The sequence below is a fragment of the Aequorivita sp. Q41 genome (assembly GCF_039831855.1).
GTDB lineage: Bacteria > Bacteroidota > Bacteroidia > Flavobacteriales > Flavobacteriaceae > Aequorivita.
Map to the genome: position 1 here is coordinate 1,195,565 of NZ_JBDPMS010000001.1, position 25,065 is coordinate 1,220,629.

Annotated in this window: 21 protein-coding genes; 17 read left to right on the plus strand and 4 right to left on the minus strand. The window is 34.7% G+C overall.

Annotation, left to right across the window (positions count from 1 at the left end; genetic code table 11):
• Positions 1 to 16 precede the first annotated feature (16 nt).
• From ABJ955_RS05580 to ABJ955_RS05595, 4 genes are all read left to right on the plus strand, one after another.
• Positions 17 to 1,696 (plus strand): glutamine--tRNA ligase/YqeY domain fusion protein, encoded by a 1,680-nt coding sequence (locus ABJ955_RS05580; RefSeq protein WP_347373610.1) that lies wholly within the window; start codon positions 17 to 19, stop codon positions 1,694 to 1,696.
• Between the two features lie 277 nt (positions 1,697 to 1,973).
• A complete protein-coding gene (locus ABJ955_RS05585) occupies positions 1,974 to 2,351 on the plus strand; it encodes a YtxH domain-containing protein (protein ID WP_347373611.1) in 378 nt (125 codons plus the stop codon).
• A gap of 1 nt (position 2,352) precedes the next feature.
• Positions 2,353 to 2,802 (plus strand): phage holin family protein, encoded by a 450-nt coding sequence (locus ABJ955_RS05590; protein WP_347373612.1) that lies wholly within the window; start codon positions 2,353 to 2,355, stop codon positions 2,800 to 2,802.
• Entirely contained in the window at positions 2,799 to 3,047 is a 249-nt protein-coding gene (locus ABJ955_RS05595; protein WP_347373613.1) for a hypothetical protein, read from the plus strand. Before ABJ955_RS05590 ends, ABJ955_RS05595 begins: the two co-directional genes overlap by 4 nt.
• Positions 3,048 to 3,136: 89 nt before the next feature.
• On the opposite strand, the gene ABJ955_RS05600 is transcribed toward ABJ955_RS05595, so the two are convergent.
• Positions 3,137 to 4,132 (minus strand): SPFH domain-containing protein, encoded by a 996-nt coding sequence (locus tag ABJ955_RS05600; RefSeq protein ID WP_347373614.1) that lies wholly within the window; start codon positions 4,130 to 4,132, stop codon positions 3,137 to 3,139.
• An 83-nt stretch (positions 4,133 to 4,215) separates the two neighbouring features.
• Between ABJ955_RS05600 and ABJ955_RS05605 the strand changes: the two genes are divergently transcribed.
• On the plus strand, positions 4,216 to 4,875 hold the full coding sequence (locus ABJ955_RS05605; RefSeq protein WP_347373615.1) for an outer membrane beta-barrel protein: 660 nt from the start codon (positions 4,216 to 4,218) through the stop codon (positions 4,873 to 4,875).
• Here the strand turns inward: ABJ955_RS05605 and gltX are convergent.
• Positions 4,872 to 6,386: a glutamate--tRNA ligase gene (gene gltX, locus ABJ955_RS05610; protein ID WP_347373616.1), complete on the minus strand. Its 1,515-nt coding sequence runs from the start codon at positions 6,384 to 6,386 to the stop codon at positions 4,872 to 4,874. The genes ABJ955_RS05605 and gltX overlap by 4 nt on opposite strands.
• A gap of 162 nt (positions 6,387 to 6,548) precedes the next feature.
• On the opposite strand from gltX, the gene ABJ955_RS05615 reads away from it, so the two are divergent.
• From ABJ955_RS05615 to ABJ955_RS05630, 4 genes are all read left to right on the plus strand, one after another.
• Positions 6,549 to 9,956 carry a DUF4175 family protein gene (locus tag ABJ955_RS05615; RefSeq protein ID WP_347373617.1) on the plus strand — a complete coding sequence of 1,136 codons (3,408 nt, stop codon included), beginning with the start codon at positions 6,549 to 6,551 and terminating at the stop codon, positions 9,954 to 9,956.
• Entirely contained in the window at positions 9,949 to 10,362 is a 414-nt protein-coding gene (ybeY, locus tag ABJ955_RS05620) for an rRNA maturation RNase YbeY (protein WP_347373618.1), read from the plus strand. The genes ABJ955_RS05615 and ybeY overlap by 8 nt, the downstream gene beginning before the upstream one ends.
• 106 nt (positions 10,363 to 10,468) lie before the next feature.
• Complete coding sequence (gene mnmG / locus ABJ955_RS05625; protein WP_347374366.1) at positions 10,469 to 12,340, plus strand: tRNA uridine-5-carboxymethylaminomethyl(34) synthesis enzyme MnmG; 1,872 nt, start codon at positions 10,469 to 10,471, stop codon at positions 12,338 to 12,340.
• A 59-nt stretch (positions 12,341 to 12,399) separates the two neighbouring features.
• On the plus strand, positions 12,400 to 13,245 hold the full coding sequence (locus tag ABJ955_RS05630; protein ID WP_347373619.1) for a class I SAM-dependent methyltransferase: 846 nt from the start codon (positions 12,400 to 12,402) through the stop codon (positions 13,243 to 13,245).
• 144 nt (positions 13,246 to 13,389) lie between these two features.
• Here ABJ955_RS05630 and ABJ955_RS05635 read toward each other — a convergent pair whose 3' ends face one another.
• The gene (locus ABJ955_RS05635) at positions 13,390 to 14,544 is read right to left on the minus strand and encodes a DNA polymerase III subunit delta' (RefSeq protein ID WP_347373620.1); all 1,155 of its coding nucleotides are present in this window, start codon (positions 14,542 to 14,544) and stop codon (positions 13,390 to 13,392) included.
• Positions 14,545 to 14,661: 117 nt separating this feature from the next.
• Between ABJ955_RS05635 and ABJ955_RS05640 the strand changes: the two genes are divergently transcribed.
• The 3 genes from ABJ955_RS05640 to ABJ955_RS05650 all read left to right on the plus strand — a co-directional run bounded on the left by ABJ955_RS05640 (position 14,662) and on the right by ABJ955_RS05650 (position 18,669).
• Positions 14,662 to 15,846, plus strand: coding sequence for a phosphoglycerate kinase (locus tag ABJ955_RS05640; RefSeq protein WP_347373621.1), 1,185 nt, complete (start codon positions 14,662 to 14,664; stop codon positions 15,844 to 15,846).
• Between the two features lie 187 nt (positions 15,847 to 16,033).
• Complete coding sequence (locus tag ABJ955_RS05645) at positions 16,034 to 17,602, plus strand: LysM peptidoglycan-binding domain-containing protein (RefSeq protein WP_347373622.1); 1,569 nt, start codon at positions 16,034 to 16,036, stop codon at positions 17,600 to 17,602.
• A gap of 68 nt (positions 17,603 to 17,670) precedes the next feature.
• The gene (locus ABJ955_RS05650; RefSeq protein ID WP_347373623.1) at positions 17,671 to 18,669 is read left to right on the plus strand and encodes a DUF4837 family protein; all 999 of its coding nucleotides are present in this window, start codon (positions 17,671 to 17,673) and stop codon (positions 18,667 to 18,669) included.
• A 67-nt stretch (positions 18,670 to 18,736) separates the two neighbouring features.
• Here ABJ955_RS05650 and tatA read toward each other — a convergent pair whose 3' ends face one another.
• A complete protein-coding gene (gene tatA, locus ABJ955_RS05655) occupies positions 18,737 to 18,928 on the minus strand; it encodes a twin-arginine translocase TatA/TatE family subunit (protein ID WP_347373624.1) in 192 nt (63 codons plus the stop codon).
• A gap of 117 nt (positions 18,929 to 19,045) precedes the next feature.
• Between tatA and ABJ955_RS05660 the strand changes: the two genes are divergently transcribed.
• Genes ABJ955_RS05660 through rfbA form a run of 5 tightly spaced genes read left to right on the plus strand, consistent with a single transcriptional unit; the run spans position 19,046 to position 25,063 of the window.
• Positions 19,046 to 19,909 (plus strand): M23 family metallopeptidase, encoded by an 864-nt coding sequence (locus tag ABJ955_RS05660; protein ID WP_347373625.1) that lies wholly within the window; start codon positions 19,046 to 19,048, stop codon positions 19,907 to 19,909.
• A 6-nt stretch (positions 19,910 to 19,915) separates the two neighbouring features.
• On the plus strand, positions 19,916 to 21,412 hold the full coding sequence (locus ABJ955_RS05665) for a GH3 auxin-responsive promoter family protein (protein WP_347373626.1): 1,497 nt from the start codon (positions 19,916 to 19,918) through the stop codon (positions 21,410 to 21,412).
• 23 nt (positions 21,413 to 21,435) lie between these two features.
• Positions 21,436 to 23,136 (plus strand): hypothetical protein, encoded by a 1,701-nt coding sequence (locus ABJ955_RS05670; protein ID WP_347373627.1) that lies wholly within the window; start codon positions 21,436 to 21,438, stop codon positions 23,134 to 23,136.
• A gap of 2 nt (positions 23,137 to 23,138) precedes the next feature.
• Positions 23,139 to 24,149: a dTDP-glucose 4,6-dehydratase gene (rfbB, locus tag ABJ955_RS05675; RefSeq protein ID WP_347373628.1), complete on the plus strand. Its 1,011-nt coding sequence runs from the start codon at positions 23,139 to 23,141 to the stop codon at positions 24,147 to 24,149.
• Between the two features lie 56 nt (positions 24,150 to 24,205).
• On the plus strand, positions 24,206 to 25,063 hold the full coding sequence (gene rfbA / locus ABJ955_RS05680; protein WP_347373629.1) for a glucose-1-phosphate thymidylyltransferase RfbA: 858 nt from the start codon (positions 24,206 to 24,208) through the stop codon (positions 25,061 to 25,063).
• Positions 25,064 to 25,065: the final 2 nt, after the last annotated feature.

Here is a 25,065-nt window from a genome sequence, read left to right on the forward strand (position 1 = left end):
TTCAAACTTAAAATATATGACAAACGAAGCCGCGCCGCTGAATTTTATTGAACACATAATTGAAGAAGACCTTAGCAAAGGATATAAAAAAGAACACTTGTGTTTTCGTTTTCCGCCAGAACCTAATGGCTACCTCCACATTGGCCACGCATCTTCTATTTGCTTAAATTTTGGTTTGGGTGAAAAGTATAATGCCCCCGTAAACCTTCGTTTTGACGATACCAATCCTGCAAAAGAAGAGCAGGAATTTGTAGACGCCATAAAGCGCGATATTTCTTGGTTAGGTTATGAATGGGCTGAAGAACGCTATGCATCTGATTATTTTCAGGAGTTATATGATTGGGCTGTTCAACTAATTAAAAATGGAAAAGCCTACGTAGATTCCCAAACTTCTGAAGCAATTGCAGAACAAAAGGGAACTCCAAGTATTCCTGGAAAACCAAGTCCATATAGATCGCGTTCTATTGAAGAAAATTTAGAGCTGTTAGAAAAAATGAAGAACGGAGAAACCAAAGAAGGGGAACACGTACTTCGTGCAAAAATAAATATGGAGTCGCCAAATATGTTGATGCGCGACCCAGTTATGTATCGAACCATTAATAAAAGTCACCACAGAACAGGTACAGAGTGGAAAATTTTTCCAATGTACGATTGGACACATGGAGAAAGCGATTATATAGAACAAGTATCACATTCCTTCTGTACGTTGGAGTTTTTACCACATAGAGAGCTTTACGATTGGTTTTTGGACCAAATATATGATTCTAAAAAGTTACGCCCTAAGCAACGCGAATTTGCCCGTAGAAATTTAAGTCATACGGTAGTGAGTAAACGAAAACTTGCAAAATTAGTAAGTAGTGGTGTTGTAACAGGATGGGACGATCCACGGATGCCAACTATTTCTGGGCTACGTCGAAGAGGATATACCCCAGAATCCATCAAGAATTTTGCTGATAGTATTGGTGTTGGTAAGCGCGAAAACTTGATAGATGTTTCCCATTTAGAATTTAATGTTCGCGAAGACCTCAATAAAAAAGCACCACGAATTATGGTGGTTTTAAATCCAGTAAAATTAATTATTGATAATTATCCTGAAGGAAAAACAGAGTTATTGGAAGCTGAAAATAACCCTGAAGATGATAGCGCAGGAAACAGAGAAGTTCCCTTTTCACGAGAATTATTAATAGAAAGAGAAGATTTTTTAGAAGAAGCAAACCGTAAATTTTTCCGTTTAACCCTTGGGAAAGAAGTTCGTTTAAAGAATGCATACATCATAAAAGGGGAAAGCGTTGTAAAAGATGCAGCGGGTAATATTACTGAAATTCATTGTACTTACGATCCAGATAGTAAAAGTGGTAGTGGTTCTGAGGCTTCCCTTCGAAAAGTAAAAGGAACCTTACATTGGGTATCAGCAGCACACGCTTTGCCAGTTGAGGTACGTTTGTATGATCGTCTATTTACCGAAGCATCTCCAGATACCAACAAGGAAAAGGATTTTATGGAATTTATTAATCCAGATTCCTTACAAGTTATTACAGGATATGCGGAGCCAAGTATAAAAAATGCAGCAGTTGAAGCCAAATTTCAGTTTCAACGTTTGGGTTATTTTGTGGTAGATCAAGATTCTACTTCCCAAAAAATTGTGTTTAATAGAACCGTTGCTTTGCGTGATTCTTGGACGAAATTGGCAGATTAATCAGCTAATTCCAAGCGTAGCTTTTCTAGTTGATTCCTAAAATTTGTTGGAGGTTGTATTGTTTTAAAAGTGTGATAATTAACGCACGTATTTAAGTCTAATTTAATTTTTAACATTTTAAGTTCTATTATTCTTAAGTTTTAAGAGTTTTTAGCTAAAAATATGCTGTTTTAAGACAAGTTTATGGAATATATTTCATCTATTAACCGGTTGTTAACAGCAGATGATTAGTAGATTAGGTAAATTTGTCATTATTAACTTTAAACAACAAAATAAAATGGCATCAAATACAGGTCAAACTCTCATCGCATTGCTAACTGGAGCAGTAATTGGAGCTGGAATAGGGATTCTCTACGCCCCAGATAAAGGTTCAAAAACGCGTACTAAGCTTACTAAAGAAGCAAAGAAAACGCAAAAAAAACTTAATAAGCAATTGAAAGAAACTACAGATAATTTGAGTGTTAAAGCTCAAAAAGCACGTTTAAGTTTTGAAGAAAAATTAAATGAGACGCTTTCTTCTGCAAGTTATAAAGCAGATGATATTCTGCTTGCTATGGAAGATAAGCTCGAATCGCTTCGCAAGCAAAATGCTAAACTTCAAAAAGAAGCTGTAGTAAATTCAACAAAAGCAACCGCCAAAAAAGTAACTGCATAATATGGCATTTAAAAGCTTTACGGATAGCCTACACAAGGTAACAGAAAAAATTGAAGATTATAGTATAAGCACGGCAGAGTACTACAAACTTCGCCTGTTTAAATCTTCAATGAAAGGCGCTGTTTCCTTAGTAAACCTTTTGGTTTATGGAAGCCTTTTTCTTTTTGTAATGCTTTTCCTTTCCATTGGCGCAGCCTTTTGGTTGGGTACTTTTTTTGAACATTCGTATGTTGGATTTTTATTGGTTGGCGTATTTTATGGAATCATTTTAATCTTTATGTTTATTTACGGCAGAAAAATGATAGAACGTAAAATGCTTTATAAATTTTCTGGATTATTATATGATGAAGATGATTTAGCACCTAAAGAGGTTGCTGAAAATGAAGTTAAGGAATATGAAAAAACGCTTGATAATGAAGTTCTTCAAAATGTAAATAATTCAAATGTATGAAGCGATATACCACTTTTAAGGAAATAGATAGAGATTTAAAATACCTTCGTTTAAAATCGCAAATAGATTTGGAGGAGGTAAAATTAGGATTTAATCACAGCAAAGAAGCCATTAGTGAAACACTTTCTCCACTAAATTTAGTGGCAAGTACAGTGAGTTCTATAGTAAAGAAAGCCTTTGTATTAAAGATTGTAGATAAATTAATTGGTATTAAACCTGTGAAAAAGAAAGAATATAAAGATTAAAATAAAACCTTAATACTACTTCTATAAAGTATAAAAGCGCCTTTCAATAATATCTTGAAAGGCGCTTTATTTTAGATTTTTCGTTTGTGTTAGTACGTAAGGTCGTCACCTTCTTGTGCTCGTGGAGGCATTTCACGTTTTGGTTTCTTTTTTGGAATGATACCTTTTTCAATATTATCTTTTTTCATTTGCTCCCCAATTTGGTTACTTGCTACAAATGAAGCAATCATATTGTTTAACATATCGCTTCCAGCTTGTGGTGAGTTTGGTAAAAGAATAAGGTTTGTATTAGTCGCTTCTCCAATAGATTGTAGGGTGTCATAATGTTGGGTCACCACAATTAAAGCAGATGCTTCTTGAGAGTTTATACCAACATTGTTTAAAACATCCACACTTTCTTCTAATCCACGTGCAATTTCACGGCGTTGATCTGCGATACCTTGCCCTTGTAAACGCTTACTTTCTGCTTCAGCTCTTGCTTTAGCTACAATTTTTATACGTTCAGCTTCGGCTTCAAACTCCGCAGCTACTTTTTCACGTTCTGCGGCATTAATACGATTCATGGCTTCTTTAACTTGTACATCAGGATCAATATCTGTAACAAGTGTTTTTATTATATCGTAACCATAGGTGCTCATTGCTTCGTTCAATTCAGATTTTACAGCTATTGCAACATCATCTTTCCTTTCAAAAACATCATCCAGTTTCATTTTTGGTACTTCAGCCCGAACCACATCAAATACATAGGAAGTAATCTGATCGTGTGGATTTTCTAATTTATAGAAGGCGTCATAAACTTTTTGTTCCAAAACTTGAAATTGGACTGAAATTTTCAACCTTACAAATACATCATCTTTGGTTTTTGTTTCAACAATTACATCTAGTTGTTGAATTTTTAAATTAATACGCCCTGCAATTTTATCAAAAACAGGAATTTTAATTTGTAATCCCGAATGGCGGATACTTAAAAACTTTCCAAAACGCTCTACTACTGCTGCGGTTTGTTGCTTCACAGTAAAAATACCTGATAGCAATATGAAAAACCCAAATATTAATAATGGCACTAAAAAAACATATCCGTTCATATTTTTTAAAATTTTAAATTTATATGTTGTTGAAGATACAAAATTAAAGCTATTTTCAAGCCCCTAACTTAGATACCTACATTATGAATTTTAAATTAGTATTATTTGCTTCATTTTCGCTCCTTATTTTTACCCAAAGTTTTGCTCAACGTAACTACGATGGGTCTAATTTTTTAGGAATTCAAGGCGGCTTGTCATTTTTTGATATCCAAACAGACGATCTTGTTACCCAACAACGACAAGGGTTTTCAGCGGGATTTACTACGCGTGGTGCTTTTAGAAATGATTTTGACCTTATATATGGACTTAGTTTTCAAAACGCTTCAGTGGGTGTGGAAGGAAGTGCTGTTTTAGAAAATGACACTCAAAATATAGGATATACAATTCAAGGGGCACAACTTAATTTTTTAGGAAGCTATAATATCGTAGTTAAACATTTAAGCATCGAATTTGGCCCCGTTTTAAATATAAACAGTAAAATGAAGTTGGATAATGAAAAGTTTGAAGAATACATTTTAACAGGTTATAACGCCATTACCGCAAACGATATTCAAGAAATATCGCGGTTTAATGTGCGCCTTGCAGGTGGATTGACTGCCGGTTTGGAACATTTTAGACTTAGCGCACAATATCAATACGGGCTTACAAATATACTAGGCAAATTGAACGATAAAGGTTTAGAAAATAAAAACTTTAAAGGTAATAGCACTACAATTATAGTGGCTGGTGTTATTTATTTTTAACCTATAAAAGTGATTGCTTTTTGAATTCTTGCAATACTTTCATCTTTTCCTAAAAGTGAAATTATCTCAAAAACATCAGGACCTTTCATTTCGCCAACCAAGGCCAAACGCAACGGCATCATTACTTTTCCGAAGCCTATATTTTCTGAGGTAATCCAAGCTTTTATATGTTCTGAAAGGTTTTCAGCTGAAAAATCTTCTGCTGTAGTAAGTATTGAAATTACTTTTTGCAACAACCTTGGCGTTTCTGGTTTAAATGCTTTATCCACTGCTTTTGCATCAAAATTACTTGGCGCTTCAAAAAAGAAACTTCCTTGCTCCCAAAGGTCCCCAACAAAAGTGGCACGTTCTTTTAAAAGTGAAGTAATTTTAACCAAATTTTTAGTTTCAGCAGCAATATTTTTCTTTTGAAGAAGTTCTTTAAAAGCTGTAGCAAGGGGTTCATCAGTTACCTTTTGTAGGTATTGATGTTGAAACCATTTTGTTTTTTCAGGATCAAATTTAGCCCCTGCTTTATGAACACGCTCTAAATCAAAAGTATTCACTAATTCTTCCAGACTGAAAATTTCTTGTTCTGTTCCAGGATTCCAACCCAAAAAAGCGAGCATATTTACAACAGCTTCAGGTAAATAGCCATCTTCACGGTAGCCAGAAAAAATATCGCCATCCGTTGTTTTCCATTGCAACGGGAATACAGGGAAGCCCATTTTATCGCCATCACGTTTACTTAGTTTGCCGTTACCAGTGGGTTTTAAAATTAAAGGTAAGTGTGCAAATTGTGGAGCATCCCAATCAAAAGCACGGTATAATAAAACGTGAAGTGCTAATGAAGGTAGCCACTCCTCCCCACGAATTACATGGGAGATTTCCATTAAATGGTCGTCTACAATATTTGCTAAGTGATAGGTTGGCATCCCATCACTTTTAAACAAAACTTTATCGTCTAGAATGCTAGTTTCTACTTGCATTTTTCCACGAATGATATCTCTTAAATAAAGCGTTTCATTTTCTGGAGATTTAAAACGAATTACATAATCCTCCCCATTATCAATTTTCTGTTGCGTTTCTGCTGCAGAAAAAACCAAGGAGTTTTTCAGTTTTAATCGGTTGTGCCAGTTATAAATAAAAGTTTTCCCTTTTGCTTCGTGGTCCTTTCTATGTGCCTCAAGTTCTTCAGAAGTATCAAAAGCATAATAGGCATTTCCAGAAGCAACCAATGCATCAGCGTATTTTTTGTAACTGCTTTTACGTTCACTTTGGCGATAAGGCCCACAATCTTTTTCTTTACCGGGACCTTCATCATAAGGAATATTAAGCCAATTTAGCGCTTCAATTATGTAAGCCTCAGCACCTTCCACATAACGGTTTTGGTCAGTATCTTCAATTCGTAAAAGAAAATCACCACCGTGTTTTTTAGCGAATAAATAATTGTATAAAGCGGTACGAACACCACCAATGTGTAAAGGTCCTGTTGGACTGGGAGCAAAACGAACCCGAACTTTTTGAGACATAATCTGCATTCTTTTTATGAATGTACAAAGGTACAATTCTGCACTCGCATTTTAAAGTTATTCCGGCTATGGGTATTTCTTTTTTTTGGAGTAATATTTGTAGCTCTTTAAGAACAAAATAATATTGTATTTTAGAAGTTTTGATTATAGGGGTATAGATCTATGAGCACTTTCAAAAGCATCCAGTATAAACTGGAGGAGTTTATTAAAAAATATTATATCAATGAGCTTATTAAAGGAGCCATCCTTTTTTTCGCCATTGGCTTGCTGTATTTATTGATTACACTGCTTGTAGAATATTTTTTATGGCTTAATCCACTTGGAAGGCTTTTGCTTTTTTGGACATTTATTTTAGTTGAGCTTGCTTTATTTGTTCGTTTTATAGCTTTTCCAATAGCGAAACTTTTTAAACTACAACGAGGCATAAATTACGAAGAAGCTTCGAAAATTATTGGAAATCATTTCCCGCAGGTAAATGATAAATTACTAAATGTAATTCAGCTAAATCAAAACCAACGCGAAAGTGAGTTACTTGCTGCTAGTATTGATCAAAAAGCAACCGAATTACAACCGGTTCCCTTTAAAAGTGCTGTAAATTTTAATAAAAATGCTAAATATTTAAAATATGCAGCCATTCCTGTTTTGGTGTTTTTGCTTTTTAGTGTTTTGGGCGGAATGGATATTTTTTCTAGCAGTTACAAACGGGTGGTACAGTACGATACTGCTTTTGAACCGCCAGCACCTTTTTCGTTTATTGTTATAAATGAAGGTTTAAGTGCTATTGAAAACAAACCCTTTAACTTAAAAATTAAAACTCAAGGAACGGCTATTCCTGAAAACACCAGTATTAATTTTAATGGGGAAACCTATTATATGCAGCAAACTGCGCCAGGATTTTTTGAATACACGTTTCAAGAACCTTTAGAGTCTGTTAGTTTCAATTTAAAAGCAAATAAAGTTACTTCACCTAAGTACGTTTTAGAGGTTATAAAAACGCCTTCCTTACTTAATTTTGAAATGATTTTAGATTACCCTTCATACACAGGGAAAAAAGACGAAATTCTTAAAAGCAGCGGCACCGCTACAATTCCTGAGGGAACACGGGTAAAATGGAATGTTGCTACAAAAAATACAAATGCAGTTACTTTAAAAACTTCAGACACTCTTTTTTCTTTTACCTCAAAAGGGGAAATGTATTATTATGAAAGAGACATATACAGTAAATTGGATTATGCTATTACTACTTCAAACGAAAAATTAAAGAATTATGAAAACCTTGCTTTTACGCTAAATGTTGTAAAAGATCAATTTCCGGAGATTACAATCCAATCCAAGCAAGACAGTACTGACAGCCAGCGTGTTTTCTTTTTAGGACAGGTGTCAGACGATTATGGGCTTACAAAACTGCGTTTGGTCTATTTTCCGGTTGGTGATGAAGAAAAATCTAAAACAGAAGCCTTGCCTTTAAATAAGGCAACTTTTGATCAATTTACCTACTCATTTCCAGGCAATCTTAGTTTAGATGAAGGTGTTTCGTATGAATATTACTTCGAAATTTTTGATAATGATGCGCTTCATAATTACAAATCTTCAAAATCAGGGATATATTCCTTTAGAAAATTTACTAAAAGTGAATTGGAAGATGAGCAGTTACAAAATCAGCAAAACGCTATAAAGGGTCTTGATAATTCGTTGGAAGAGTTAAAGGATAGTAAGCAAACTCTAGAAGAACTTGCTAAAACCCAAAAAGAAAAAAAAGAACTTAATTATAACGATAAAAAGAAACTTGATAATTTTCTTCAACGTCAAAAGCAGCAAGAGGAAATGATGAAGAATTTTTCAAAAGAATTAAAAGAAGAACTTCAAAATTTTCAACCTGAAAATACTGAAAAGGATCCTTTTAAAGAACAACTTGAAAAGCGTTTGGATGAAAATGAGGAACGTTTAAAAGAAAATGAAAAATTACTTGAAGAACTTGAAAAACTTCAAGATAAAATTGAAAAAGAAGAATTAACAGACAAACTTGAGAAGCTTTCAAAGCAAAACAAAAATCAGGAGAAAAATCTTGAACAATTGTTGGAGCTTACCAAACGATATTATGTAGAAAAGAAAGCTGAAAAATTAGCAGAAGAAATATTTAAAATGGGGGAAACACAAGAAAAGCTTGCTGATAAACCTACAGATGAAAACACCAAAGAAGCACAAGAGGAACTAAATAATAAGTTTGAAGAATATAAAAAGAAGCTAGCGGAACTCAAAAAAGAAAATGAGGAATTAAAAAAGCCAATAGATCTTCCAGATAGCAAGCCAAACGAAGATAAAATTGATGAAGAACAACAAAAGGCTACAGATAAACTTGAAGATCAAAAACCTAGTGAGGCTGGAGAAAACCAAAAAAAGGCTGGTGAAAAAATGAAAGAAATGGGCGCTCAAATGAAAATGCAAATGCAAGCGGGCCAGATGGAAACCATTGAAGAAGATGTTAAAATGCTTCGCCAGATTGTGGATAATCTTGTAATATTTTCATTTGAACAAGAGGATTTAATGGAGAATTTTAAAAAAATAACATATGGAAATCCAATATTTGGGAAAAAATTAAATGCTCAAAATGATTTAAAAATAAATTTTGAACATATTGACGATAGTATTTTTTCATTGTCATTACGTCAGCCAATGTTAGGGACCAAAATTACTACTTCCCTTACTGAGATTCAATACAATATAGATAAGTCTCTTGAACGATTAGCTGAAAATCAAACCCGACAAGGTATTGGTAATCAACAATATACAATAACTTCAGCGAATGATTTAGCAATATTATTAAGTGATATTTTAGGAAATATGCAGATGCAGATGGCAATGGGTATGGGGTCTGGTTCAGGAAAAGGAAAGCCCAGTCCTGGGCAAGGAAGTGGAGGTGGATTTCAACTTCCCGATATTATTAAAAAGCAAGAGAGTCTTAGTGATAAGATGAAAGAAGGAATGGAAAAAGGGGAAGAAGGTTCTATGGGTAAAGGTGAAAAAGGGGGTGAGGGAGAAAATGGTGAAGAAGGCCAAGGTAATGGAGATGGTCAAGGAAAAGAAGGAAGCAATGGAAGAGATGGTAACAATGGTCCTAAAGATGGAAGTAATAAAGACGGTAATGCCAATAGTGAACAAATGAATGGTGAACTGTTTGAGATCTATAAACAACAACAGGATTTGAGAAATCAACTTCAGGATTTACTGAACAGTAAAGGTTTTAAAGGCAATGGTGGAAGTTTAATAAAGAAAATGGAGGGTATTGAGCAACAATTACTCGATAAAGGTTTTAATAAAAATACACTTCAACAAATGCAAAATTTAAAGCATGAATTACTCAAATTAGATAAAGCTGAGTTAGAGCAAGGACAGGAAGAAAGAAGAGAATCTAAAAGCAATAAAAAAGATTTTCAAAATTCCACTACATTAACTCCTGACGAGATTAAAAAATATTTTAACACGATTGAAATATTGAATCGTGAGGCACTACCTTTGCGACAAGATTATAAAAATAAAGTTCAAGAATATTTTAAGCAAAACAATGATTGATTTTAATTTTGAAACAGATTTTGATTTAAATAATGAATCAGAATTAAAAGTATGGATAGCTGAAACAATACATTCAGAGGGGTTTGAACTAGGTGAAATTACCTATGTGTTTTGTAATGATACTTTTCTTTACAATCTTAATGTTGAGTTTTTAAATCACGAAACTTTAACCGACATTATAAGTTTTGATTATAAACTAGGAAATCAAATAAACGGTGAAATTTATATTTCTATAGAACGTGTTTTAGATAACTCAAAAGAATTTGATACAAGTTTTGAAAATGAATTGCATCGGGTACTAATTCATGGAATTTTGCATTTTTGTGGTTATAAGGATAAAACTGTTTCTGAAGAACAATTAATGAGACAAAAAGAAGATGAAGCCCTACAAAAGTTAAATGCGTAATATTCTAAAACTTTAATCTGCTACTAATTACAAATAGTGTAATTTTGCAGCCCTTTAAAATAATCAATTTTACAAAATGTTCCACGTGGAACAATTACGATTTTATATGTTTCCAAACGAGTATGATGTTATAGTAGTTGGAGGAGGCCATGCAGGTTCTGAGGCAGCGGCAGCAGCAGCAAATTTAGGCTCTAAAACTTTATTGGTTACTATGAACCTTCAAAATATTGCTCAGATGAGTTGTAATCCCGCCATGGGTGGTATTGCAAAAGGTCAAATTGTCCGCGAAATAGATGCCATGGGTGGTTATAGTGGCATAGTTTCAGATAAAACAGCAATTCAATTTAAAATGCTTAATAAATCTAAAGGTCCTGCAATGTGGAGTCCAAGGGTTCAAAGTGATCGGATGCGTTTTGCTGAAACTTGGAGATTGATGCTTGAAGATACTCCTAATCTTGATTTTTACCAGGAAATGATTTCTGGTATTATAGTTGAAAATGGTGCTATTAAAGGTGTAAAAACTTCTTTGGGATTAACGATAAAAGCTAAAAGTGTAGTTCTTACAAATGGCACTTTTTTAAATGGATTAATACATATTGGTGAAAAACAATTTGGAGGAGGAAGAGCGGGAGAAAAAGCTTCAACTGGTATTACAAAAGATTTGGTTGATTTAGGTTTTGAATCAGGAAGAATGAAAACAGGCACCCCTCCACGTGTTGATGGTCGTTCCTTAGACTTTTCTAAAATGATTGAACAACCTGGTGATGAAATTCCAGAGAAATTCTCTTATTCTGATAGGACTAGTGCTTTAAAAAAGCAGCGTTCTTGCCATATGAGTTATACCAGTTTGGATGTGCATAATATTCTTCGCGAAGGCTTTGATCGTTCGCCAATGTTTAATGGGGCCATACAAAGTTTAGGCCCTAGGTATTGCCCTTCCATTGAAGATAAAATTAATCGTTTTGCAGATAAAGATAGGCATCAACTTTTTGTAGAACCCGAAGGTTGGGACACTGTTGAATATTATATAAATGGGTTCTCAACTTCATTACCAGAAGATGTTCAATTTAAAGCATTACGCCAAGTTGCGGGTTTTGAAAATGTAAAATTTTTCCGTCCGGGCTATGCGATTGAATATGATTATTTTCCTCCAACACAGTTGATGCATACCCTGGAAACAAAATTAGTTTCTGGGCTTTATTTTGCTGGACAAATTAACGGGACAACAGGATATGAAGAGGCTGCATCGCAAGGGTTGATGGCTGGAATAAACGCACACTTAAAAGTGCATGAAAAAGACCCGTTTATTCTTCAGCGTAACGAAGCGTATATTGGTGTATTGATTGACGACCTTATTACAAAAGGCACGGAAGAACCTTATAGAATGTTTACTTCACGAGCGGAATACCGCACATTATTACGACAGGATAATGCAGATTTTCGTTTAACACCAAAAGCACATGCTATTGGTTTGGCGGGTGATGTTAGAATGAAAAAGATGGAACAAAAAAGAGAGAAGTCATCTGCCTTCGTTCAATTTTTTAAAGATACAAGTGCTTCGACTGAAGAAATCAATCCTATTTTCGAATCTAGGAATACTGCTGTTGTTGCGCAAAGCGATAAAATGTTTAAGTTCTTTTCACGCCCAGAAGTTACAATGGAGGATATGCGAAAAATAGCATCCGTTAAAAACTTTATAGCTGAAAACGAACTTGATTCTGAAATTATTCAGCAAGCTGAAATTCAAGTAAAATATGCTGGGTATATACAAAAAGAAAAAAATAATGCAGATAAATTAAACAGGCTTGAAGGTTTAAAAATTCCTGCATCTTTTGATTATTCAAAACTAAAATCACTTTCATACGAAGCAAGAGAGAAGCTCACAAAAATTAAGCCTGCAACAGTTTCTCAGGCGTCTCGGATAAGTGGTGTTTCTCCAAACGATGTCTCCGTGCTTTTGGTTTATATGGGCCGCTAACCAAATTGTTTCACGTGGAACAATTAAATATTAATTTATCATTTTCATAAATTTTTTCTTTGGAAACCAACTCGAATATATTTTTAAAAGTTAAAGATTATTTAGTTTCAGATGAATCTTTCAATTTGATTTATGATGAAAACTTAGATTTTTTAACAACATCTCCTCAGCCAAAAAAAGAAGAACTTTCTAAATATTATGAAAGCCTAGATTATATTTCACACACAGACGAAAAGCGTGGTTTTATAGCTTATTTATATCAAAGAGTGAAAAAATGGTCTTTAAGTAAAAAAGCCAATCTTATATTTAAACAAAACGATGGTGTTGGGACGCTATTAGATATTGGTGCCGGGACAGGAGATTTTTTAAAAATTGCAAAAGAAAAAGGATGGAAGATTTCTGGAATGGAACCCAATAAAAATGCGGTACTATTAGCTTCCAAAAAAGGAATAGATTTAAAGACGTCATTAAATGATTTGGAAGGAGCGCAATTTGATGTTGTTACATTATGGCATGTTCTTGAACATATTCCGAATCTGGAAAACACGATTGTAGCTTTATCAAATTTGGTAAAACCGAATGGGGTGCTTCTAATTGCTGTTCCAAATTTTAAGAGTTTTGATGCAACGTATTACGGAGAGTTTTGGGCGGCATTTGATGTACCTAGACATTTGTGGCATTTTTCTAAAAAGGCAATCAAGCAATTTTTCGCTAAAGAATTTGAACTAGAAAAAATTAAACCAATGGTTTTCGATTCCTTTTATGTAAGTCTCCTTTCTGAAAAATATAAAAGTGGAAATAAGTTTTCTATTAAAGCAATTTGGATAGGTTTTTTGTCAAATTTTAAAGCGTTAAGCACAAAAGAGTATTCTTCCCACATTTATTGCTTTAAAAAAACCAAATAAGCTATTTTAAGCCGGTTTAAGCGCGTTTTAATCGTTAGTCGAGGGTTTGATTTTGTTTTTCAGAGATTCTCATTAAGAGCCAAGGAAAGCAATCAATTTAACATAGAAACAAACTATTTATTTTAATTGTTTAATAAATTATACTTATGCTTGTTCTGATTTGTGAATAAGACGTGTTAATTTAATGGACAGGTCTGTAAAAATAATTTTGGCATTACCATTTCGTTCAATGTGGTAAGAAGCATCTTCAATTACTTTCGTAATTTCAAAAATATTATTTTGGTGTACAAAAGGCGCAAATTTTAGAAGTGAGAAACTTTTATCTTTTGCTTCAAAAAATAAAAGTGAATCTGCTTTGTAATTTTTTAAAAGAGCTTGTCTAAAAATTTCAATACAATAGAAAAGAAATTTCTTTTGAGTTTCGCGACCTTGACTCGCAAGCTCATCGCTCCAAGCTAATAAATTAGTAATCGCTCCTTTGTTTCCTTTTGCTCTAAAAGCGGTTCGAACCCAGCTGATAAACCATTTTTCAAAAATTTCTTCATCTCCTGTTTCTTCAAGGAGTTGCAAAGCTTTATTAAAATCACCTTGCGATCTACGGGCAGTTAAAAGTGCTAGATTTTCATTAATTTCTAGTTTTTTTATCAACTTTTCAGCAATATCTGTTTCAGAAAGCAAAGGAAAAGTAAGCTGTTGGCAACGAGAACGAATGGTTGTGATTATTTGCTCTTCTTTTTCAGTAAGTAGAATCAATACTGTTTTATCTGATGGCTCTTCTACTAATTTTAAGATTTTGTTGGCGCACTCTCCATTCATACTGTCTGCCATCCACATAATTAATACTTTATAACCTCCTTCAAAGGCTTTTAGCGCAAGCTTTTTTGAAATATTTTCAGCTTCATATTTGCTAATATTTCCTTGTTTTTTTTCAATTCCAATACTTTGAAGCCATTCAAAAAGAGAAGCATATGGATTATTAAAAACAAAATTGCGCCATGCTTCAGCATAATTGTCTGAAATAGCATTTTTCTTTATAGCGTCACTCGTATTTACGGGGTAAACAAAATGTAAATCTGGATGTGCTAATTTTAAAACCTTGTTTTTGCATGAATTATATTCAGGACTTCCAACTTCGTATTGGCTACACAGTAATTGCGAAGCATATGCAATTGCCATAGGTAAAAGACCGCTGCCATTTACTCCCGAAAATAGCTGGGCATGGGGTATGCGTCCATTTTTTACGGTTGTTAAAAGATGTGATTTTATATGCTCTTGCCCAATTACCTCTGAAAAATCCATGCGCAAATCTAATCAATTTTGAACTTTCTTTTTTGTAAGAAAAATTTTATAATAGTTCGGAATTTTTAAAAAGGGTTAAAATTCAAAAAAGTATATTTGCACTTAAAATTTTAGCTTATGAAAACGGTAAATGATATTAATTTCAAAGAAAAAAAGGCATTAATTCGCGTAGATTTTAATGTTCCTTTAGACGCTTCTTTCAATATAACTGACGACACTAGAATTCGTGCCGCAAAGCCTACTATAATGAAGATTTTGGAAGATGGAGGAAGCTGTGTTTTAATGTCTCACCTAGGAAGGCCGAAAAACAAAGAAAATGAATTTTCATTAAAGCATCTTGTAAAGCCCTTGTCTGATGTGTTGGGGGTGCAAGTAAAATTTGCTGACGATTGTATAAGTGAAAATACTTCTAAAATGGTTTCAAATTTGAAATCTGGTGAAATTCTTTTATTAGAAAATTTGCGTTACTATGAAGAAGAAACAAAAGGAGCTATAACTTTTGCTGAAAAACTATCAAAATTTGGGGATGTTTATGTTAATGATGCCTTTGGAACTGCACATAGAGCACATGCTTCCACTGCTATTATTGCTAATTTTTTTCCAGAAAATAAATGTTTGGGATTGCTACTTGCTTCTGAAATTGAAAACGTAAAAAAAGTTTTAGAAACAAGCGAAAAACCCGTAACGGCTATTATTGGAGGCGCAAAGGTCTCTTCAAAAATCACAATAATTGAAAATATTTTAGATAAAATAGACCATCTAATTATTGGTGGCGGAATGGCGTTCACTTTTGTAAAAGCATTGGGTGGAAAAATAGGAAGTTCGCTGGTAGAAGAGGACAAACAAGACCTTGCTTTGGAAATTCTGGAAGAAGCAAAAAAGAAGAATGTAGCGGTGCATTTACCTATAGACGCTATTATTGCGGATAGTTTTTCTGCAACTGCCAACACACGGGTAGAAAGTGTTGGCGATATTCCAGCAGGCTGGATGGGACTTGATGTAGGTCCGAAGACAAATGAACTTTTCGCCAAAGTAATTAGGGATTCTAAAACTATTTTATGGAATGGTCCCGTAGGAGTTTTTGAGATGGAAAAATTTGCTGAAGGAACCATTGTATTAGGGAAAAACATAGCGAAAGCAACTCAAAATGGATCATTTTCGTTAGTAGGCGGTGGAGATTCCGTAGCTGCGGTACAAAAATTTAACTTAACAGATAAAGTAAGTTATGTATCAACAGGTGGTGGCGCGATGCTAGAAATGCTTGAAGGTAAGACACTTCCGGGAATAAAAGCGTTAATGTAAAAAAGTTAAATAGCAGGATATTAGCTGCTATGCGTAAAAAATTTGCTTAATTTCGTGAATTAACTAATTTTGATAAAATCTTTTACTTAAAAAGACGTTTCAGTTTTTAGAAAATTTAACTGTAATTCCTCTAAAAATGTATTAATCAGGCGAGTTTGCCTTATCCCCAAAAGCAATAAATAAGCTGATGAAACTAAACAAAATACTCCCTTTTATACTGTTGATGGTCTTCAGTATGAGTTTTGCCCAAAAAGGTAAAAACACTAACGAAAAGCTCAACACCACAAAAGTTCAAATTGTAGATTCTTTAAACATTTCAAAAATTGCCTCTGAATTACCTACCGTTACAATTGCAGCGGGTGTTAAGGATACAATTATCTATGATTTGAAGGATATGGCACTGGCGAGAAAAAAAGACAGCCTGTGGTTAAAAGAGCTCTATAAATCGGATCTTTTTGATGATATCTACAATAGCGTGGCAAACCAGGAATATGAAGCTGTAGATTATGAAGAGCTTCCTACAGAGGTTTTAAAACAACGCCTTAAAGATCTTGATGCACGTACTCCCTTTAAAGTAGAATACAACCCTTCTCTTGAAAGCGTAATTAAGCAATATTTAAAAAATCGAAGAGGTTCCTTGGAGCGTTTAATGGGGTTAAGCGAATATTATTTCCCAATGTTTGAACAGGAATTAGACAAGCACAACCTTCCTTTAGAATTAAAATATCTAGCAATTGTTGAATCTGCATTAAACCCACGAGCACGGTCAAGAGTTGGTGCAACTGGCTTATGGCAGTTTATGTACCCTACAGGAAAAATGTTTGGGCTAGATGTAAACTCGTATGTAGATGAACGCTCAGATCCAATTATGGCTACGGAGGCTGCTTGTAAGTACCTAAAAAGTCTAAATGCTAGTTTTAATGATTGGGACTTAGCGCTTGCGGCATACAATTCTGGACCTGGAAATGTGTCAAAAGCAATTCGTCGTTCGGGGGGGAAAACAAATTATTGGAATTTAAGAAGTTATCTTCCACGTGAAACGGCAGGTTATGTGCCAGCATTTTTGGCTACCATGTATATTTTTGAATATGCGCAGGAACACGGTTTTAAAAAGCAAGGGCCTAGAATTCCGTATGTGGCTACAGATACTATAAAAATAAGACAACAGATTACATTAGATCAAGTTTCAAAATTAGCCAATTTAGATAAAGAGGAGCTTGAGTTTTTAAATCCTTCATACAAATTGGGGATTATTCCAGTTATCAGTGGCGAAAACTATGTGTTACGTCTTCCCCTTACCGCTGTGGGAACCTTTGTCACTAATGAAGAGGCTATTTATGCTTTTGCTCAAAAAGAATTGGAAGAAGCTGAAAAGCCACTTCCGGAGTTATTTGAACAACCTTCAAAAATTAGGTATCGTGTAAAAAGAGGCGATTACTTAGGTAAAATTGCAGAAAGATATGGAGTGGGCGTTAGTCAAATTAAAGGCTGGAATGGCATGCGAAGTAATAATCTACGCATAGGTCAAAATTTAATTATTTATCCTAAAAATAGTAGTCAAGACCTTGCGAGTAGCCAATCACCTTCTAACCAGAATAATACTTCTGAAAAAACATATACGGTACGTAGTGGAGATTCACTATGGAGTATTTCACAGAAGTTTCCTGGAGTTTCAGTACAGAATATAAAAAAATGGAACGATATTAGTGGTACTAAATTGAAGCCCGGAACTAAACTAAAAATATATAAAGGATAGTTCCTAAAAACATCCTTTTAATGCGACACCTATTCCTAAATTTTAATTTCAGATTTAAACAATTGAAAATGAATTTTTTATCTGTACCTAAAGTTACTTTTCTAGTATTATTTTCCTTGCTTTTTTCATTTACTTCTTGTAGTGAAGGGGGCAAGCGAGACAAATCATTACTTCCAAGTTCTGTTGGAAATATTAATTCATTGGTAATTATTACCCCAAACGAGCTTTGGAATGGAATTGTAGGGGAAGCAATACGAAATAATTTTGCAGCACCTACAGATGGTCTTCCGCAAGATGAGCCCTTATTTTCAATGAACCAGATGCCACCAGAAGCATTTACAGGCTTTGCACGTAGCAATAGAATTTTTCTTTACGTTACTTTAAGCGATGAAGATAAAGTTACTCTTGCAACTGATGAATATGCAAAACCACAGACAGGATCGCTAATTAAAGCTACTTCAGAAGAAAAGTTAGTGGCATTAATAAATGAAAATGCTGCGAAGATAATAGCCTCTTTTCATGATTCTGAAATAAAAGAAAGACAACGTCGTACTTCAATTTCACTCATGAAAACAGATTCATTGAAGCATGTTATGGGGGTAAGTATGAAAATACCAAGTGCATACCGCATTGCAAAGGCTACAGATAGCTTTTTTTGGCTTCGGAAAGACTTAAAAGATGGAACCACAAACATACTTGTATATCAAACTCCGCTAAGTATGATAAAAAATGACAGCACTGCGGTTGGGGATATTATAAAAATTAGAGATTCTATTGGCAGCAAGCTTTTACCTGTAGAAGATGACGATCAATTTATTACTGAGGATGCCTATGCGCCATATCTTTTTAAAACCACAATAGACGGTAAATTTGCATATGAAACCAAGGGAACATGGGAGGTAAAAGACGCACTGATGGGCGGGCCTTTTATTAATTTTGCAGTAAAAGACGAAAAAAATAACCGCTATTTAATTCTTGAAGGGTTTACCTACGCCCCTTCTGTTTCAAAAAGAGATCTTCAATTTGAATTGGAGTCTATCTTGTTGAGTTCTAAGTTAGAAGAGTAGTAGAATAAGATAAAAAAAGAGCCTTTCAGTTTACTGAAAGGCTCTTTTTTATGTGTCTAAATAGAATTTATTTAGTATCGTCAATTTTTGTATCTGTTGATTCTTCTTTAGAAGCATCTTTAAATTCTTTAAGACCACTTCCTAAGCCACGCATAAGTTCTGGAATTTTCTTTCCACCAAAAAGAAGTAGCACTATAACTACAATCAATACAATTTGCCATGGCCCTATAACACCTAAGGGAATAAATAATGCACTCATATTTTTATATTTAATTATGCAAATGTAGCAAGAAATGTTTAGATAGAACGTTTTGAAGCTAACTTTAGCGTATGTGCTTATAGTTTATTTTATATTTGTAAAAAGCAATTGCAAGGTATGGCAAACAAAGAGAAAGGAACAAAGCGATTTAAAAGAAAGTTATTACACAAATACAGATTGGTCATTTTAAATGAAGAAACCTTTGAAGAACGTTTTTCATTTAAACTGAATAGATTAAATGTTTTTGTGTTTAGTACCCTTTTTGCCTTGTTTTTAATACTTACAACCACTTTTATAATTGCTTTCACCCCCCTTCGTGAGTATATTCCGGGCTATTCATCAACGACTTTAAAGAAGAAGGCTACTGAATTAACGTACAAAACAGACTCGCTACAGAGAAGTCTCGATTTTAATGAAAAATACCTTGCTTCAATCAAAAAAGTGCTTACAGGAGACGTAAAATCGATAGATTTCAATAAAGATTCATTAATTGAAGTTGCTAAAACCGATCCATCAGTTTTAATACGCACGTCAAAAAAAGACTCTCTTTTACGTCAACAAGTTACCAAAGAGGACAAATACAACCCGCTTATAGCACCACAAGTGCAAGAATTTGCCTTGTTTGCACCCGTTAAAGGCGCTATTTCAGAACCCTACAACTCTAAAGCTAAGCATTATGCGGTAGATGTTGTAACCGCTAAAGATTCTCCTGTGAAATCTGTGGCAGACGGAACTGTTATTTTTTCGGAATGGACAGGACAGACAGGGTATGTAATTATTGTAAAACACACTAACAACCTCATTTCTGTATACAAACACAATGCAATGCTTACGAAAGAACAGGGCGAAATAGTGAAAGCTGGAGAAGTTATTGCTACTGTTGGCAATACCGGCGATTTAACAACGGGGCCTCACCTTCATTTTGAACTTTGGCGAGACGGTTACCCTATAAACCCTACAAGTTTCATCGATTTTGATTGATAGCCTATGTCCCTAAAATCTAATGCCGCAAAAATTTTTGCTAGAATTGTTGTAAGCCGAATTCAAAAATGGGCTGCAAATCCTGTAAAAACACAAGAAGATGTTTTTAAGGAATTAATTTCAAAAGCAAAAAATACTGCCTTCGGAAAAGAGCACAATTTTCAGAATATTAAGTCATTTGAAGATTTTGCAATGCAGGTGCCCATTCGTGATTATGAAGCGCTAAAACCATATGTAGACCGTGTGGTTTCAGGGGAAGAAGATGTACTATGGCCAGGAAAACCACTTTATTTTGCTAAAACATCTGGTACTACTTCCGGCGCAAAATACATTCCGCTCACCAAGGAATCGATGCCGTTTCATATTGAAGCTGCACGAAATGCTATTCTCTGTTACATCAATGAAACCGGGAAAGCTGCTTTTGTGGACGGGAAAATGATTTTTTTACAAGGAAGCCCAGAAATGCAAGAAAATAACGGCATAAAAACAGGAAGGCTTTCTGGAATAGTGGCGCATTATGTGCCAAGTTACCTTCAAAAAAACAGATTGCCAAGTTGGGAAACCAATTGCATTGATGATTGGGAAACAAAGGTAGATGCTGTTGTTGATGAGACCAAAAACGAAAACATGACGGTAATTAGCGGTATTCCGTCTTGGGTGCAAATGTATTTTGAAAGACTTCAAAAGAGCTCAGGAAAGAAGGTTGGAGATTTATTCAAAAACTTTAATTTATTCATTTATGGCGGTGTAAATTTTGAGCCGTATCGCGCAAAATTTGAAAATTTAATAGGAAGAAAAGTGGCTAGTATTGAGCTTTTCCCAGCAAGTGAAGGTTTTTTTGCCTTTCAGGATAGCCAAAAGGAAAAAGGCATGCTATTGCTATTAAATTCAGGTATCTTTTATGAATTTGTAGAAGCCGCTTCTTTTTTTGATGAAAATCCAAAACGATTCCCCATTGGCGAAGTAAAAACGAATGTTAATTACGTGATGCTAATTTCGACTAATGCAGGTTTGTGGGCGTATAACCTAGGCGATACCGTACAGTTTACTTCAACCAAACCTTATCGCGTTATTGTTTCGGGAAGAATTAAGCATTTTATTTCGGCATTTGGCGAACATGTAATTGGGAAAGAAGTAGAGGAAGCGATGAATAAAGCCATTTCAAAATTCAATTTTTCAATTACTGAATTCAACGTCGCACCACAGATTACACCAGTAAACGATGAATTACCCTATCATGAATGGCTGGTGGAGTTTGATGATACTCCTGAAAATCTTCACCAAGTGGCAGCATTTTTGGACACCGAAATGCAACAACAAAATTCATATTATTTCGATTTAATTGTAGGGAAAGTGCTTCAACCATTAAAAATTACGCCCCTTAAAAAAAATAGCTTCCAAGAATTTATGAAAGCTCAAGGAAAACTTGGAGGTCAAAACAAGGTGCCCCGTCTTTCTAACGACCGTAAAATAGCGGATGCATTGCTTGAAATTCAGACATAAAATTAGTAGTATATTTGCATTTAATGAACAATTTGAAATCACATACAAGAACGCGTGCTCAGGAGAGTACGGGTGCTATCGAAAGGCTTTACATTACCATGCGCCATCTTTTTAACCGTGGGTTTTACAAACCAATGGGCGTTTCTGGAGAGTCTCTTCGCGAATCATTATTAATACTTCGTCCAGAAATTTATGGCTCTATAAAAGAAGAAAAAATTGAGCTGCAAGGTTTGCTGTATGTTATGGATCGCCTACCTATAGGGATTGAGGAGTGTAGGTTTATTAATTTAACGAGTGATGAAGGGTATAAAAACTCTCATTTTGAACCTATAATTCCGCTTAAACGACGTCGAAATTGCTACCGGATTGATGCGGAACAGATGAATATTGAAATTACCCGAGGGCGTTCAGAAATCTATGACATTTTAACGCATTTAACCTTTCTTTTTATAGAATCTCACAAAATTATGAAGCAAGTAGTCATTGACGAAAGCGGCGATGTGATTCGCGATTGGAAAAAACTAGAGCAAGCCGTTCAGAAAAAAGGCAAGCTTACCCAAGAAGAGAAGGAAGTTGCGCTTACCCATACGGCAAACTTTTTAGGAAGAACTTTTGAAGAAGTAAAAAATGTATTTCCTTATTTCGCTTCAGAAAAGAATGAAAATCGCTTTTTTAATATAATCTATTTCCTTGGTAAGCTAGCCATAGACGAAGTAATCGGGAACAACCAACGCATTATTACCTTTAGTCCTGTATTGCGGGAGCGTTTAGGGCATCATATTCATGGGGAACAATGGGCATACCGCATAAAACTTACCTTACAAGAAAAAGGGTTGTTAGAACGTCCGCTACACATTATTAGCGCAAATATGCATAGTGTAATGAATAGTATTTATGCTCCAAAAGCATTGGCTGCAGAGTTTTCAAAGAAGAAACCGATGGAGGTTTTTGAAATGCTAAGCAGTCCAACAAATATTAAACTACGCGAAAAGGTTACTAAAGCGGCACTTAATGAAGGCATGGTCTTTATTGAAGATAAAAGCGGCACCAACATAGACGTACAGATAATTGATACCGAAAAAATAAAGAATAGCCCTTATTCAGAAGGATTAGCGAGCTTTGAAGCTTCACAGAAACCCGTAATTATTGTAATGGATTACGCCTTTGGCGAGCAGGCTTATGAAACCATGGATGAACTTTTAAAACCGTTTGTAGACGCAATGAAAGTGCGTCATTTTTTAAACGTAGCTTCGGTTTCAATAATGGGAAAAGCAGGTATTTTGGAAGGTGGAAAAGGCGATATTATGATCCCTTCAGCCCATGTTTTTGAAGGGACTGCGGATAATTACCCATTTAAAAATAAGTTGAAAAAATCACATTTTAAAGACGACGATGTTCAAGTTTGCACTGGAGCAATGATATCTGTTTTGGGAACCTCACTTCAAAATAGAGATGTGCTTAAGTTTTTTCATAATTCCACGTGGAATGTTATTGGGTTGGAAATGGAAGGGGCACATTATCAAAAAGCAATTCAAGCAGCTGCAAAAATTCGCCGAAGCATAAGTCCGAAAGTAAAGGTGAGGTATGCGTATTATGCTTCAGATAATCCATTAGAAACAGGAAGCACTTTAGCTTCGGGTGGTTTGGGAACAAGTGGCGTAAAACCTACGTATTTGATTACCGAAAAAATGTTAAAACAAATTTTAGACACTTCTAAAAAATAATTTTGAAAGAGATTAAAGTACTGATTACTGGAGGCGCAGGATTTATAGGTTCTAATTATGTGGAATACGTCCGTAATAATTCAGAAGACGAAATATTCGTGCTGGATAAGCTTACTTATGCTGGAAATATGAAGAATCTAGAAGCTGTTTCCGATAAAATTACTTTTATAAAAGGAGATATTTGCGATTTAGATTTAGTTCAAAAATTATTTACCACACATAAATTTCAGAAAGTAGTCCATTTTGCTGCCGAAAGCCATGTGGACAATTCTATTTCGGGCCCTTCAGAATTTATTCAAACAAATATTGTTGGCACCTTCAATTTACTTCAAAGTGCTTATAAAACGTGGATGGATGGTCCAAATAAGTTGAAAGAAGATTTTAATATCGCACGATTCCTTCACATTTCTACCGATGAGGTTTATGGAACTTTAGGAGAAACAGGGCTTTTTACGGAAGAAACCTCATATGCGCCAAACAGCCCATACAGTGCTTCAAAAGCTTCATCAGATTTTATTGTTCGCAGTTATTTTCACACCTACGGAATGCCTGTTATTACTACCAATTGCTCAAATAATTACGGCCCCAATCAGCATAAAGAAAAATTAATTCCTACAATAATCAGAAAAGCACTTTCAGCTGCACCAATCCCAATTTATGGCGATGGAAAAAACATTCGGGATTGGCTTTATGTAACGGATCATTGCAGTGGAATTTACCTAGCTTTGGAAAACGGAAAATTAGGAGCAACCTATAATATTGGCGGTAACAACGAACGTGAAAACTTATACATTGCCCATGTTATCTGTGAATTATTGGACGAAATACGTCCTAAAAACAGTTCCTATAAAGAACAGATAACCTTTGTAAAAGACCGGCCTGGACATGATTTTAGGTATGCCATTGATGCTTCAAAAATAGAAAATGAGCTTGGCTGGAAAGCAAACGAAAATTTTGAAAGCGGCATTCGGAAAACGATTGAATGGTATTTAGATAATAGCGATAGATTATAATTTAAAACCTAGTAATAGGACGTTTTATAGAGAAGCTAGGTGGTAAAAAACAAAAGATGAAAGGAATAATTTTAGCAGGAGGCTCAGGCACCAGATTACACCCAATTACATTGGCGGTAAGCAAGCAGTTAATGCCAGTTTATGACAAACCGATGATTTATTATCCGTTATCAACACTTATGTATGCTGGGATTACTGAAATTTTAATTATTTCCACCCCACAAGACCTTCCTTTGTTTAAACAACTTTTGGGAGATGGGAAAAAGCTAGGTTGTAATTTTCAATATGCCGAACAAGCAGCACCAAATGGGCTTGCAGAAGCTTTTATAATTGGAAGAGAATTTATTGGTACCGATAAAGTAGCTTTAATTTTAGGGGATAATATTTTTTATGGCTCTGGTTTGAAGGAATTGCTGCAATCTAATAACAATCCCGATGGCGGTGTAATTTATGCGTATCACGTTTTAGATCCTGAACGCTATGGAGTGGTTGAATTCGATAAAAATGGAAAAGCGCTTTCTATTGAAGAGAAACCTATAGTCCCAAAATCAAACTTTGCAGTTCCTGGAATCTATTTTTATGATAATAGTGTGGTGGAAATTGCGGCAAATATAAAACCGAGCGCCCGCGGCGAACTTGAAATAACAGATGTAAACAACGTGTATTTAAAACAAGAAAAACTAAATGTTAGTATCCTTGATAAAGGTACGGCTTGGTTAGATACAGGTACTTTTGCATCCTTGATGCAAGCTGCACAATTTGTTGAGGTTATTGAAGAAAGGCAAGGTTTAAAAATTGGTGCTATTGAAGAAGCAGCTTATGAAATGGGATATATTTCAAAACAACAACTCATCAAATTAGCTGAGCCGTTAATGAAAAGTGGCTACGGAAAACATTTAATTCAACTAGATTAATT